The sequence below is a fragment of the Aristophania vespae genome, from assembly GCF_009906835.1.
GTDB classification, from domain to species: domain Bacteria; phylum Pseudomonadota; class Alphaproteobacteria; order Acetobacterales; family Acetobacteraceae; genus Aristophania; species Aristophania vespae.
The window spans coordinates 394,924-410,073 of record NZ_CP047652.1; the positions used below are offsets into that span (position 1 = coordinate 394,924).

Sequence of the window (15,150 nt, forward strand, 5' to 3'; positions counted from 1 at the left end):
GGCAGTTCGTAAAAAATTTTAATTAAAGTTGATAAATTACTATAATAAATAATCTCCAGTCATTTAAAGTAAAAATTTAAAGTTTAAGCATAAATTATAAATAATAAAAAAAACATTAGGCTGTTCAGGCTATGAGCAAGAGAGTGACCTTCTATGCCTTGCTCATAGCCCATATGCGGCCTATATGCCCTGCTGCTTTACAACATGGCGGTCACCCCCTTAAGAACCGGTGGGAGAGACGCCTTTTCAGAAGGCTGTATGTCCCCTTTACTTAGAACCACCGGATCTGACAAATTATGGCTTTTATCTAAAAGTGTACTTAATATAAATTCATGTAATAATATATATAAGCAGCATTTTAACCTTGCAGTTTGCTTTTTTAAAGCAAAAAGCAAGGTGGGCACAGGCCGAATATGCACGATACTAGAATATTTTAGAAGACTAGTATTCGCATGACTTAACATGCTAATAGTGTGAACAGTCATGATCTGAGTTTAGTCCTTTCTAAGAGACTCAGGTGATGATAGGGCTATGGTGGTGGCACCCACTATAGCCCGTTAACAATATGAATACTCTTTTACTTTTATAAAAGTCAAGAGTTTGCGAGCTTTATTTATTTAAAGATAATGAATTTCCCTTAATCATTATTTCCTGATGTTAAGACGTTGTTAATTTTTAAATAAGAGGTGTTTATACACTTATAAGTTGTAATTATCACTTTTTTATTTCTTCTTTTTTGAAGATATAATTCCTTCGTTGTTTCAGTAAAACTTTTCATAAGAAAGACAACTACAGGTTGTTATATTATTAATAAATGAATTAACTCTAATTTTACTTCATACGCTATAAAAAATAATCAGCAACGTTTGACCTATATCAAGCCAACTTAATCTAATCAATTTATTTAAGATTGATATTTTAACTTGGACAGCGACTGTCCAACATTTACTAAAACTATAAAAAATAGGCAAAATAATCTTTAATTCTATTAATTAAATATAAGTTCAAAATTTACTACCGTTTTATTTTGTGTTGACTTAATTGTTAAGGCAATAACTTTTAAAAATAGGGTAAAACCAAGCGAATTTTGATTTTGAATTTTCTTTAAAATAAAACGAGTTTTAAAAAGGAGCTTTCTCCAGTGTCGAAAGGTGAGTTAGTCACATGATAAGTAGTTACATAATAAACTTGTCAATGTCGAAAAAAAAGCCATGATGCTTTAATAATATGAGGCAGTCATTCAATTGCCATTGATAGCCTAGTGACTTGTGCGAATTGTTTTTTATAGTCAGATAGTTTAAAATTTTACAAGTATAAATTATTTTGTAACATGTAAACACAATATATTTAAATTATATAATCGTATTAATAAAGAAAATTTCAGTATCTATTTTTTAAATAAGAAATATAACAATCAAAATATATTGTTTTTTGTATAAATATTTAAAAATTATTTTAGTACAGTTTTAATCAATTATTAAGCGCAATATAATATGACTTTCTATTATAATAGTCTATAAAAGTAATAGTGCTAGGTTATATAGCACAAAATTACTATTCTGAAGCAAAAAAGAGTAATTTACCTACATTGAATAAAAAAGTGGTAAAATAAGAGTTTAACCGACTCAAGATAATACAAAAGCGCTTATTATGCTCATATTTTAGTGTTAGTGTTAGTGTTAGTGTTAGTGTTAGTGTTAGTGTTAGTGTTAGTGTTAGTGTTAGTGTTAGTGTTAGTGTTAGTGTTAGTGTTAGTGTTAGTGTTAGTGTTAGTGTTAGTGTTAGTGTTAGTGTTAGTGTTAGTGTTAGTGTTAGTGTTACTCAAAATGTTCGATTCAACATATGAAGACGCTTCAATTTTATAATATTACATTCGATTATCCTTAATTTTTACTAACTCACTTTTGGTTAAAAATTAAAAATAATTGTTGTTTATTGATAGTAGAAGTAATTAGCGTTACTGCGTTACTGCGTTACTGCGTTACTGCGTTACTGCGTTACTGCGTTACTGCGTTACTGCGTTACTGCGTTACTGCGTTACTGCGTTACTGCGTTACTGCGTTACTGCGTTACTGCGTTACTGCGTTACTGCGTTACTGCGTCCATGTAGCATCGAAAATAAAGTAATCTTTAAAATGTCTTATTTCAAATCCACAAGAATATCTGTTAAAGCTGTCAGACCTAGTAGTGATGATAATTATATATTCATAATTATAAACATTTAAAACCAAAATTCATTGTGTAATTTGACCTCACATTGATTGTCACTTTATATATGTGACAGCAATGTCATAATCGAATAAAACCCTTTAATAAGACTTAATCGTCATTTAATTATTTTAAAACCTAATATGTATAGGTATTTTACAATTTTAACTTTAGACACAGCCTCACTAATACAATAAACAGAACTGTTCAGACTATAAGAGCTGTAGTATTTTAGCGCTCTTATAGCCCGTATTTACTGTACTGCGTCCTGTTACCTTAAGAGATAATAACCACCGTCCTTGGTCCTTCCGGCAAAAGCGTCTTATTAATAAGACTTACCGGGACCAAATTTATATGGCTTTTAAGGAAACTTAAAATAGATTTCATGAAATGGCAGCGGTAACATTTTAACCTTTTTTTCCGCAAATGACAGACGGAAAGCAAGGTGAACGCAGTAGCGTAAATACCCACCATTCTGGCCCCGTTTGAGAGACTAGATTTAGCACGTCGTAACATGCTAACAGTGTGAACAGTCATCATCTGAGTTCTCCTTCCAAGATGTTACTCAGGTTTTGATAGGACTATGATGGTGGGCACCATCATAGTCCGTTACTCTTTGCATACTCTTAAAATTTTATAAAAGTCAAGTGATTTTAGTTATTTCTTAAGCAAAGATAGTTAACACAACTTTGGATTGCACAGATTAATTAAAACTTTATTAATATTTTATATTAAACAGGCAAATACAATTTATATTTGTGATAATAAAAGATGATATTTTTCTTTCTTGGTATTAAGCAAGATAAAAAAATTTGAATTCCTAAATAACGCCAAAAATTGTTTTGCTGCTTTTGTGCTGAAAATAAAACTATTTTATTAATAGCAAGTGGTAAGTGCATATGATAAAAGTCGTTGATGTTCAAATACTAATAAAGGAACTATATATGCTGCCATTGTTAAAATAATATGGACAAACGCCATTAGCCATTAAAATTTTTGGGCATCTAATGTTGAACAATTTCTACTGGTTTTTAATAATTTTTAAATAAAACCAAAAAAATAATGATTGTGCTCAATATATTTTTATGAAGCGAGATTTTGCATATGTTGTGTAGTTAAAGTCAATAAGTAAACAGACTATTGAGAGGCGTTATGCCTCGGTGTAATGGCCTAAAAGAAGTTTAATAAAATCATCGAATACCAAAAAATTGGAAAAAATACTTTCTATTTGGGAGGATATTTTCTAAGCACAGTCTGACTGTTTTTATAACAGCTCTTTGATTTAAGGTGTAAACACAAGTTAAACGAATATAGTTTAAATATGTCAGCGACATCACAGTAGGTGAGTAGAATGATAATTTCAGACGAGATTGCGGTTGTTCCTGTTGGAATATCCTGTATTACAGGCCATCAAATTGCACAGTCGAAGGCTGTTTTAGAAAAAAGGTTCGGTGTTGAATTCAAAGCAACGTCCTCTTTTTTCAGGTATGTGTTCCAAGATCCTCGCGGTATAGCACTTTTCTTTGAAAAATATTTAATAAATAACGAAGATATTCAAGAATCTGATTTAACCTTTGATGATAATGACATTTATCATTGTCCTCATTTACGCGATACAGGGACATGGTTTGTTCATGAAGAGCCTGGTAGGTCATTCGACGAAACTGGTGAAAAACGAAGTCTACAGGAGATAGTTGTTCAGGCAGCATCAAAGTATAATTATCTACTTAACAAATTTAGAGCTTTAAAAGAGAAAAAGAAGCGTATTTTTGTCCTTAGTAATGCCGATTTGGCACCTAGAAGTTGGCCGAGATATCTTATAGGGTGCATTGAATGGAAAATCCATAAATCAAACATTGATCAGACGTTTCAGGCCATAAATAAAGCTTTTCCAGAAGGTGAAAATATATTTCTCTTTGTAGGAAGCATCCATAACGTTATTAAGGATCTAGATATATGTGTTTCTTATTTTGTTAAAGAGGCTAATGACTGGTGTGGCAATGATGATGATTGGCAAGACATATTTTCAACCATGCCTCTTGTAACGTTTGATAAAGAGAAAAATGCGCGTCATAATAACGAAAAAATCAAAAGTTTACCGTCTTTAGATAAAACTTATACCGCTAATAGCCCTGAAATGTGTGTTGATAGTGGTGCTGTAAAAATAAAAAACAACTCTTTTGAGGTATCAGCATACTCTGGGACTAATTGCATATGGGGGCCTTATATCAAATTATGTTGTGGCTTATATGAGGTGTCTTTATTCGTAAATACAAGCCAGTTCTGGGGTGTTGGGCAAATTAAAATTACCTCAGATAATGGTAATAATGTCATTATAAGCAGGGAATTTAATAAATCTGATGTAGATCATTTGGAAGGATGTATAAAAGTTAGATTTTTTGTTCAGCAGGATGTTTCCTACTTTGAAACACTTATAGCTTCGGTCAAGCATCTGGTGTGCAAAATCGATAAGATTGTTATTTCGAGAGTGTAACAATGCTGGACTGACTTTTTTATAGTAGATAAGGCACATTATGCTTTTGTCGTCTGTAAAGACTTAAAATTTTGCTAGTAATACCTGAAATCTCCCCTGCATGGGGAGGTTTTTGCATTTTACAACAGTTTTGGGTTGATTCAGAAAAACGGTTTGTTTGTCATATAAGTTAACAATCAATCACCAAATCTTAATAACGTTGTGAGCATATAGTCCAAATTTTAGGGACTATATAATGAAATTCATAATAGCCTTTATTTTCTATGGCGCTATTATTAAATCAGCTTGCGCGTTCTGCCCGCAATTCTTTCCCAATGGCATACAACCCAAAGTAGGTACTTTATTGTGTAACAAAGGTTACGCAGTAGGATATTCATCTTATTATAAAACGCCTCTGTGGTCTGCTGAAAATCTTACAGATGATAGTGTGCAGCAGGCTCAGAATTTACATGGCAGAAGTAATTTTTACACAGATTATCGTTTGTCGTTAGAAGATCAGGTGGGTAATTCAGATTATCGTAATAGCGGTTATGCGCGTGGTCATATGACACCTTCAGGTGATGCTCCTGACAGAATTAAACGCATGCAAACCTTTCTTTATTCAAATGTAGTGCCTCAGGATAGTGATATGAATTCGGGGCCGTGGAACCAAATAGAGCAATCAGTTCGCAAAGCGGCTATAGATGATGGTGAGTTATATGTTGTTACAGGTCCTATATTTGACCAATATCCTTTAAGAATAGGCCCAAATAAAGTGGCTGTTCCAGTAGCACTTTTTAAAATCGTGTATGATGCTATGGATGAAAGGGTAGCGGCAATTCAATGCCAGAACACCATCCCAGCTGATTGTCACCAAATATCAATAATTGGATTGCAAGAACAAATAGGCTTTGACCCAATGCCAGGTCTTTCACCTGCGGTAAAAAATAGTCCACTTCTGGTTACAGGATGGGCCAAAATTATCCGTCGTTCGTCTCGATGAGAAAGCAAGAAAGGTGGTTAGTCGAACCACCTTTCTTATTTGTTACAGAGCTACTCACCATAAAGGGCGTTTTACCTTTAAATAGTAGCGTTTGCCATTTTTAAGTTCAGAAATTCGTCCTTGATTAATTCCAAGTTTGGCAGCGATGTCGTGCTGGTGCATTTTTTTGGTCTTTATCAAGCGCATGACTTCTGCTAATTGATTAGGCGGTAAAATTATGTATTCCTCGGAAGAGCTCATTTCCGCTCCTTTCCAATTAAATTTGGGCTTAGTAGCGATGTAGTGTTGCTCATTATTATGGTGTTTAGTGAAATCATGATTCCTCCTAACTGGTTAAGAAATTGGGTTGTGTTTTAAGAATTTTGAGACTCCATCAGATTATGTAATTTCAATTCAATTACAATAAACAGTTTTTAAGCTATCATTCAAGAAAAAAAATAGGGGGGCGTGTGCTATGTAATCAGGTCCTTTCGTAAATTTTTTTATGAAAATAAAGCTATTGCCGAGTACTAGATGAATTTTTTGAGCATAAAACTCAAATTTCGTTATGGTTGATGGGAAACAAAATTCTTCTTTGAAATTTGTCGAACTAAATTTAGTGCTAGTTAAATTTGTAATTCTTGACAGCGACCCTTCTTTAAAGAAAAATGGCTTTTCACTGAGTTCCCCGCATTAGCGGGGATGAACCTTTCAACTCAATGACAATGATAAGGTAGTAAGGTTCTGTTCCCCGCCCTTGCGGGGACAAGCTAGGGGGGAGATTGAGCATCTGGTTGAAGTAGTATTCAATTGATTGCTACAAGCGATTTTGCTTAATCTTCTACCCTTTAGCCTACCAATCAGTTGGTAGATACCCACTATGAGAAACTGAAAGCTCTATTTCTTCTTATGGCAAGAAACGCATAAAGATAATTGAGCAAGTGGTGTCTCAAGCTTTGCAGATTAGATACAGCTTTGCTTGTCTATAATGCGAGAAAAAGTTCAGGCTCTGAAGAGATGGTTAGTTAAAATATAATGTAATTCTTCATCTTACTTATTATGGATAATTTCACTTAAATTTAAAATGACTTAAGATGATAGGTATAGCTAATTCTCAATACTTAAAAATATATTTACTTAGTAGATTTTGTTACCAGACGGCCAAATAAAAATAAGTTAGTGATTAATATGGTCAAAACGAGATAATTGAAAAATATGAAATGATGACTTTATTAATCGATGAGTTTATCTTTTAAAGATTGTTTGTAGCACTCCTAAAGCTTAACATAGCTGATGATGTGGATAGGCTAGCGTTTTTGGCTCACTGGCGTTAGTCATTGTGGACCATACGTAAATGCGTCAAAAGAAGCTATGTCAGTGTTTAATTTAGATTTTGCAAGATCGGTGTCCAGGGGAGGGATTTAGCAGCGTGTGCTTAATTTCATATGGTGTGGTAGAGCTAGAATTAATGAACAAAGATGTTCCACCAGATATATCTAAAAAGCGGTGCTTAACTTTCAATTGTGTATTTTAATAATGTAACTACTTGAAAAGTAACAAGATTTTTTAGTAAAGCTACAGCGTTTTTAAAGATTTATGTTTTAAAAGGCACTATTAATATTCTGTTTATATTTTATTAATATAATGTTTGTGGTTAAATAACATTATTTAACTAAGGTTAAAATTCATTATGACAGCTTTGAACCTCAAAACAAATGAAGAATTGATGGCAGAACTCTCTCTGTTTTGGGGAAAAGCACGTCAAGAAAAAAAAGATGATCAGCAGACTCCGTCGAGTCCATATCCTACACATCCTTTGATAGCCCATATGCTAGACGTGGCTGCTGTCGCTTCTTATCTTCCTCTCAGTGATGAATGCGGGATAGATAAATCAACAGCTCTTACGCTTGTTGCGTTACATGATATTGGAAAATTATCACCAGAATTTCAGAAAAAAGCACCTAAAACTGTAAATATAGCTGAGTTTCTAGAAGTTCCTTCACAAATGAATGCTGCTCATGACGAAGTGGCTATGGAGCTATTTTATTCGCTTTGTTATAAAAAATCTTCATTGCATTCTTTGTTAGGTCAGTATGAAGATGAAGACTTTTTAGATAAAGCGGCTTGTTTTTTAGATATATTGAACGGGGTTGCAGGACATCATGGTGCTCCTGTCCTGCTTAAGAAAAATAATCTTGATAACGACATATTAGCGCGTGCTGATTATATAGTTAGTTTATTTTTAAAGATATTTAAGCCAAAACCTATACCTTCTGATATTTATAAAAAAGACATAATCGTACAGTGGAAGCTTGCTCACTTAACCATTTTATCTGACTGGATAGGGTCACGAGTAGAATGGTTTCCCTATGTATCGGCAGAAGATATTAGAGATCCAAAAAAATATTACGAAACTATAGCGCTTCCTAGGGCCAAAGAGGCTGTAAAGAAGGCAGGGCTTATACCGGCAAAAGTTGCCAATTTTAAAGGGGGACAGCTTTTCCTAAATAAAACTGATGTTTTGTCGCCTGTTCAATCATTGTGTGAAGCGATTGATTTACCGGCTGGTCCTTGCCTCGTTGTTATAGAAGATATGACTGGCAGCGGTAAAACCGAAGCTGCTTTAACAGTCGCTCATCGGATGATGGCTCAGGGAAATGGGAAGGGGATTTATGTCGCTCTTCCAACGATGGCTACAGCAAATGCTATGTATGAGCGTTTGGAAAAATCTTATCAGTCGCTATTTCAAGAGGGTGAGTGGCCTTCTTTAGCGCTTGCTCACAGTTATGCCCGACTTTACGATAAGTTCTCAGAGGCTATTGCTCCTGAAGAACAAGATGGGAGCAAAGATAATACCGTACCTGGAACCGCCGAATCTCATTGTACGGCATGGTTAGGAAGTGAATCAAGGCGCGCTCTATTAGCTCAAATAGGGGTAGGGACAATAGATCAAGCTTTAAAGGCTGCTTTGCCTGTTCGTTATGCAACGGTTAGACAAGCAGGGTTGGCGCATAAAATACTTTTGATAGATGAGTGTCATGCTTTTGACGATTACATGCGCGAAGAATTGATTGGCTTGCTGAAATACCATGCGTCGCTAGGCGGATCCGCTATTCTGCTTTCAGCAACTTTAACGATGAAGTTAAGGACGCAGTTAGTTGAGGCTTTTCATAAAGGTCTTGGCCTTAGAGGAAAAGAATTAACTTCTAAAAAGCTTACATCTACAGCTTATCCCCTCGTAACATTAGCCAATAAAAATAAGAGTCGTGAGATTTATTGCGCTCCTAGATCAGGTCTAGCTAGGGAGATTAATTTAAAGCGGCTAGGGAGCGAGAAAGACGTTACTGAAATTTTAAGTCAGGCGGCGCAAAAAAAGGCAGCTATTTGTTGGATCCGCAATACGGTGGACGACGTTATAAAAGCGGCTCAGGCACTCCGAAAAGCGGGGGAAAATGTCATCGTCTTTCATGCGCGCTTTGCCATGATTGATCGCCTAGATATCGAAAAACAAGTTATTCAAAAATTTGGTAGAAAAAGCAAAAGCGAAGATAGGGCTGCTATTTTAATTGCGTCTCAGGTCGTTGAACAAAGTCTTGATCTGGATTTTGATCTTTTATGTACTGACCTTGCTCCTATGGATCTCATTATACAAAGGGCTGGGAGGCTGCACCGACATGAGCGTATGACGCGCCCTATCGATAAAGCAGAGCTTTTTATTCTTTCTCCTGAGCCTGTAGATGAGCCGGAGAAAAATTGGATTGACAAAATACTTCCTGGCACATCTGCTATTTATAGAGATTCTGCGCTGCTTTGGCGTACAGCTAGAGCGCTTTTCAGACGAGGTAAGCTTACGCTGCCAGAAGAAATGCGGGACTTAATTGAAGAAGCAGGACAGCGAGATATTATTCCAGAAGCATTGAAAGAAAATTCATATCAAAGTGAAGGAAGTGCAAAAGCAGCAGCTTCACAGGGGCGCCATAATTTGTGGTCTTTCGATTTTGGTTATGTAATTGATGGAGCCAAGTGGAGTAGAGATACTACAATCCCCACTCGTTTAATAGAAGATCATTATATCAAACTGCGCTTATCCTTCGTTAAAGACGGAGTTGTGCTGCCATGGGCTGTGAGAAAAGATGAAAATCTTTCAAAGGAACGCTTTATTCAAAAAGCCTGGGCTTTGTCTGAAATATCGGTCAGTCAGAAGCAAGTTGCGTCAGTAACCATACCCCCTCATTTTAAAAAGGCCGCAGTGAATGCACGGTCTAGGTGGACGAAGTGGGAACGTAAAGACGAAGAAAATTTTTTGTTGGTTATTCTGGAAGAAATAAAGGGAGAATGGGTCGCAAAAGGGAAGAAAAAAGAGAAAAACAAGAATGTAATATTAACATATAATATTTTTGACGGACTAAATATTATAGAGGATAAACCTAACTATTAATCTGTAATATTTCAAATCTATATTAAACTTACTTGAATTTGAGGATTAATATTTACATGAGTTCCGAAAGTTTCTTTAATCTTATTACAGATACTTGGATTCCTGTTCGTCGTAAGTCGGGGATGACCACAGTCATTAAGCCGTCTGAAATTGTTTCCCAGCTTGAAAGCGACCCTATAATTGCCTTTGACTGGCCACGTCCTGATTTTAGAGTGGCGTCTTATGAATTTATGATAGGGCTCCTTGCAACGGCTTTTCCTCCCGAAGATAAAAGAGACTGGGCGAAAATTTGGCGCCACCCCCCTAGTGAAAATGAATTAAGTGCAGCTTTTGAAAAAATTCAGGATGCATTTTATTTAAATCGACCTGAAAAGTGCTTTTTGCAGGATTATGACAAGCTTAATAGTGCATATGAGCCAGTTGAACGGCTTTTGATTAATGCTCCTGGAGAGAAAACTGTCAAAGAAAATAAGGACCTATTTGTACATAGGGGACAGTTTGACTCTATGAGCCTACCCACTGCTGCCATTGCCCTTTTTACATTGCAATCATGGTCGCCTTTTGGTGGCGCAGGCAATAGGACTGGGCTACGTGGTGGTGGCCCTATGATAACTTTAGTGTTTCCCTATCGTGACGCACCATTATGGCAGGTTCTTTGGGCCAATACTCCTTGTGGGTATCCTGCCGATGAAGAGGATATGCCGAAAATATTTCCCTGGTTAGCGCCAACGATCACATCAGAGAAATCAAATGGAACATTATATCCTTCAGATGACCGCGTTGATATGCGGCAATGTTGGTGGGGGATGCCACGGCGTATTAGGCTGCGTTTTGCCAAAGAAAAATCTCAAAATTCCAGTGGCAATGGTGGAAGTACTGAAGTACGCGTCACGGGGTGGCAGCAGCGTCCTCACGGACCAAATTATATGAGTTGGACCTGTGAACGATATAGCGAAACTAACAATCCGATTTTTGTTCATCCTTTAACACCTCGTTATCGTAAGAAAGTTGGTGAAGAATGGATCAGTCTTCATCCTCAGCCAGGAGGAATAGATTACAGACATTGGGCACAATTAGCCGTTACAGCTGATGACAATATGCTCTGTTACCCAGCGTCTAATGTGTGTAACTGGCGTGGGTGGCGCGCCAGCCGGAGTGGTTTATTTGAAAAAGAGCAACTCCGTACACGTTTGCTGGTTGCTGGTTACGATATGGACGGTAAAAAGGCCCGTAATTTCCTAGAAAGTGAAATGCCCATTCCGGGAGCAGCAGATCCTGCTATGCAGCGCGTTCAAGAAGAATTTGCCTGTTCCTGTATTGAAGGGGCGCTTCTGGTCATTAATGTTCTGCAAGACGCAGTGCGAAATTCACAGAGCACGAATGATGTCTCTCTTAATAGTTCGCTTTTGACAAAAACTCTTCAGGAATTTGTACATAAAACAGAAAATGTATTTTTTGATCTTATAACGAGAATTATAGACGATAAAGACAATTCCAAGATGATGGAAAAATGGCGTCGTGTCATGGAAGTCAGTGCTTTAGAATGTTTTGATAATGCTGTGCAGCTCACCCCTGAAACACAGATGCAACTTGCACGAAAAATAGTCTCAAATAGAAGGCGTTTGGGGGCATTAGTAAGCTGTAAAGGGAGCAAAGAAGGGTCGAAATTGGCTAAAATTCTAAAAATTCCTGTCCCTTTAGCTTTTAAAAAAGAGAAAAAACATGACTGAAAAAGCAATGACATCACAAGCTAAGCAAATGCATCCGACTAAAGTAATAAAATTGTGGTGGAAAGAGCTTTATGATCCTGTGTCAGAAATTCCAATGCCAGGTAGTCGAGCTACCTTGGCGCGCTTAAGACATTGTAAAAGAATATTCGATGTGGTGATTGATCCGGCTTTTGCTGACCTTGCTCAAAAATGCGGAGTTAAGTTTGACCACAATCATGATTTGAACCGTGTTGCTTTAGTCATGGCAGTTATGTCTTATGTCCGCAGTGATATTCCAGACAAAAAAAATGCGCGGATTATTGGGCCAACTAAGCAAGTTAGTGAAGATGAGGCGTCTGACGCTTTGTGTAAACCGCTGCGTTTTAGGCAGTTATTAGGTGCCTCAACTGTTGACGAATGTTATCGCGCTTTTCGTCAGCTTGTGAATTTAATGGGTAGAGCTGTCAATGTGGATGATCTGGTTAACTCTTTATGGAATTGGCCTCGCTTTCCTGGTGCGGAAAAAACTGCCGACAAGATACGCATTGAGTGGGTCTATAATTATTGGAGTACAGATAGCGAAAACGCGTCTGGTAATAAAACATCATAGTATTAATGTGTGCTTATTATAAGTCATTTGGCGTATTAATTATTTAAACAACCTTGGTACAAAACCTAGAAAGGATATTATTATGAGCCGCTTTCTTCAATTACATTGCTTAACTTTCTATCCGCCTTCAAATCTCAATCGCGATGATATGGGGGCACCAAAAACTGCCACAATTGGTAATAGCACGCGGTTGCGTATTTCTTCACAATCTTTGAAGCGTGCGTGGCGGACTTCACCACTATTTAAAGATTTTCTTGATGGCCATATGGGATCGAGAACGTCGCGTCTGGCAGAAATATTATATAACGAGCTTATTTCTAAGGGTGTGGAGGAAAAAAAGGCCTCTAAGATTGCGCGTGAAATTGGTGGTGTTTTCGGTAAAATGAAGTCAGAAAAAGACGAAAAGAAACATCAATCTGAGCAGCTAGCCTTTATTTCTCCCAAAGAGTTGGAAGCTGCCCATCTTATGGCAGATAGAATAGCTTCTGGCGAAAAGATTGATATTGCTAAGGAAAAATCTGCTTTATTAAGTAAAGCAGATAGTGCTGTAGATATTGGTTTATTTGGCCGTATGTTTGCAGCTGACCCTAATTGGAATAGAGAGGCCGCTGCCCAAGTCGCGCATGCCATTACGACACATCGTATTACAGTAGAAAACGATTTTTATTCTGCTATTGACGATGCCAAATCTACCGAAACTGACAGTGGAGCTGCTTTTATAGGTAATTTTGGTTTTGGGGCAGGCGTCTTCTATCTCTATCTTTCTATTAATCTTGATCTTTTTAGAAAGAATCTTGGAGATGAAGCCGAAAGCGGCATTATGGAAACTGCTTTAGAGGCATTAATTGAGGCTGTGGCCACTGTCTCACCTTCAGGAAAACAAAATAGCTTCGCTGCATTGGCCCGAGCAGGCTATATTTTAGCAGAAAAAGGCGACCAACAACCTCGTACCCTTGCCGGGGCTTTTATTAAGCCAGTAAATGGTGAGGATATTATGGGTGATTCAATTAAAGCTTTAGAAGCCTATCGTAAAGAGCTGAACCATATTTATGGTCCTGGCTATGATAAAGACCTGAAAATAAATGTTAGCTGTCCGCAAAGCCCAAAATTAGCAGATCTTATTAAATTCTGTAAGGAGTAGAGGCAGTCATGGGGCGGTTTCTGACCTTTGCCATGGTGGCGCCTATAGCGTCCTTTGGCTCATTGGCTGTGGGAGAAGAGCGTGGAAGTTGGGAAAGACCTGCCCGTTCAGCTGTACTCGGTTTAATTGCTTCATGCCTGGGCCTTACACGCGAGGAAGAAGAAGCTCACCGAAAATTATCAGATAGTTGCGGTATCGCAATATTATATCACAGCTCTAAAACTACTATAAGGGACTTTCATACAGCGCAGATGGCCCAAACCCAGCGTAATGAATATTATGCAACAAGAGCCGATGAAATCATGAGAGGAAAACTCTCTACTGTCGTATCAAAGCGTGATTATCGCACAGGCATATGGCACATTGGTGCATTATGGTTGCGTGATCATGCAGATGGATGGTCTCTAGAACAGCTGCAACAGGCTATGAATAAGCCTGTATTTACACCTTATCTGGGTCGTAAGTCATGTCCACTGGCTCTTCCATTAGCGCCTGAAATAATAAAAGCTGATACAGCGAGTGAAGCACTTCTAATACGTTATGAAAATGGAAAAGAAGTAAAAATTGCTTTAAATGACGAAGACAAGAGCGGAAATCTTCACAAGAATGACAATAAAGAGACAAATGAAATAAAGAAAAAATCTAGGAATAATTTAATAAACTCCTTTTTTTATACCTCCTGGAATCGTGACAACATCAAAACAAAAACATTTCGAGAGTATTTTACAGGTAAAGATGATAATGATGATGTCAGAATTGCAATGGATGCACAAGACGTGCCGGATCATCAGGGGGCCTTTGAGGTCACGCATTATATAAATCGTCATGACCAGCCTATTTCAAGAGTGAAGTGGGAATTTGGCTTGCGTAGTGAAGCTCTTTTGACTCTGAAAAAGGAGAAGCAGGCATGAGTGGTCCTTTTTTGTCTCGTGTATCTTTACGTCGGGATCTTTCTACTCGAGTTGTGGCAGGTCTAATTGACAAATCCCTGAATAATGAGCGAGAGCTTGTAGCCCATTCATTATTATGGACGCTTTTTGGTGATGATCCGGAAAGAAAACGTGATTTTTTATGGCTTGAAACTGAGCCTAGACATTATTTAATTCTTTCAGAACGTGAGGCTGTAGATAGGCATAATCTTTTCAATATCGAAACTAAATTATTTCAGCTAAGCGTGAAAAAGGGCGATTATCTGAACTTTTCGTTACGGGCAAATGCAACGATAGCGCGTAAATTGCCTGAACAGAAAAGGGGTGTCAGGCACGATATCGTTATGAATGCTTTATATAAAATCCCTAAAGAAGAACGTTCTTTAAAAAGAGATATTCTTACCCAAAAGGTCGGTTGTGAGTGGCTTGCTCATCAGGGAGAACTATCGGGTTTCGAATTAAGTGAAGATTTTTTTGTAACGTCAACATCTGTTTTAAGCTTGGCGCGAAAATATAAAAAACCAGCAATATTCGGTGTGATGGAAATGAGAGGCACATTAAAAGTTACTGATCCGGAAAAATTATTGAACAAAGTGAGGTCTGGCTTTGGTCGGGCGCGTGCTTTTGGCTGCGGTCTTATGCTCATAAAACCTGCATAAC

At 37.3% G+C, this 15,150-nt stretch carries 9 protein-coding genes; 8 read left to right on the forward strand and 1 reads right to left on the reverse strand.

Translation table 11 applies throughout. The features are described 5' to 3' along the window. Window positions 1-3,559: 3,559 nt before the first annotated feature. Together GT348_RS01820 and GT348_RS01825 are read left to right on the forward strand one after the other, a co-directional pair. Entirely contained in the window at window positions 3,560-4,702 is a 1,143-nt protein-coding gene (locus GT348_RS01820; protein ID WP_160618267.1) for a hypothetical protein, read from the forward strand. A gap of 235 nt (window positions 4,703-4,937) precedes the next feature. After that, window positions 4,938-5,684, forward strand: coding sequence for a DNA/RNA non-specific endonuclease (locus tag GT348_RS01825; RefSeq protein WP_160618268.1), 747 nt, complete (start codon window positions 4,938-4,940; stop codon window positions 5,682-5,684). A gap of 54 nt (window positions 5,685-5,738) precedes the next feature. On the opposite strand, the gene GT348_RS01830 is transcribed toward GT348_RS01825, so the two are convergent. Further along, the gene (locus GT348_RS01830; protein WP_160618269.1) at window positions 5,739-5,924 is read right to left on the reverse strand and encodes an XRE family transcriptional regulator; all 186 of its coding nucleotides are present in this window, start codon (window positions 5,922-5,924) and stop codon (window positions 5,739-5,741) included. A gap of 1,429 nt (window positions 5,925-7,353) precedes the next feature. Between GT348_RS01830 and cas3 the strand changes: the two genes are divergently transcribed. The 6 genes from cas3 (at window position 7,354) to cas6e (ending at window position 15,149) form a co-directional block, all read left to right on the forward strand. After that, on the forward strand, window positions 7,354-10,101 hold the full coding sequence (gene cas3, locus GT348_RS01835; RefSeq protein ID WP_236646547.1) for a CRISPR-associated helicase Cas3': 2,748 nt from the start codon (window positions 7,354-7,356) through the stop codon (window positions 10,099-10,101). Between the two features lie 56 nt (window positions 10,102-10,157). Beyond that, window positions 10,158-11,831: a type I-E CRISPR-associated protein Cse1/CasA gene (gene casA, locus GT348_RS01840; protein WP_160618270.1), complete on the forward strand. Its 1,674-nt coding sequence runs from the start codon at window positions 10,158-10,160 to the stop codon at window positions 11,829-11,831. Continuing rightward, window positions 11,824-12,420, forward strand: a complete 597-nt coding sequence (gene casB, locus GT348_RS01845) for a type I-E CRISPR-associated protein Cse2/CasB (RefSeq protein WP_160618271.1) — start codon at window positions 11,824-11,826, stop codon at window positions 12,418-12,420. The genes casA and casB overlap by 8 nt, the downstream gene beginning before the upstream one ends. Window positions 12,421-12,502: 82 nt before the next feature. Beyond that, window positions 12,503-13,561, forward strand: coding sequence for a type I-E CRISPR-associated protein Cas7/Cse4/CasC (gene cas7e / locus GT348_RS01850; RefSeq protein WP_160618272.1), 1,059 nt, complete (start codon window positions 12,503-12,505; stop codon window positions 13,559-13,561). An 8-nt stretch (window positions 13,562-13,569) separates the two neighbouring features. After that, window positions 13,570-14,472, forward strand: a complete 903-nt coding sequence (cas5e, locus tag GT348_RS01855; protein ID WP_160618273.1) for a type I-E CRISPR-associated protein Cas5/CasD — start codon at window positions 13,570-13,572, stop codon at window positions 14,470-14,472. Further along, window positions 14,469-15,149, forward strand: coding sequence for a type I-E CRISPR-associated protein Cas6/Cse3/CasE (cas6e, locus tag GT348_RS01860; protein ID WP_160618274.1), 681 nt, complete (start codon window positions 14,469-14,471; stop codon window positions 15,147-15,149). The genes cas5e and cas6e overlap by 4 nt, the downstream gene beginning before the upstream one ends. Window position 15,150 lies beyond the last annotated feature (1 nt).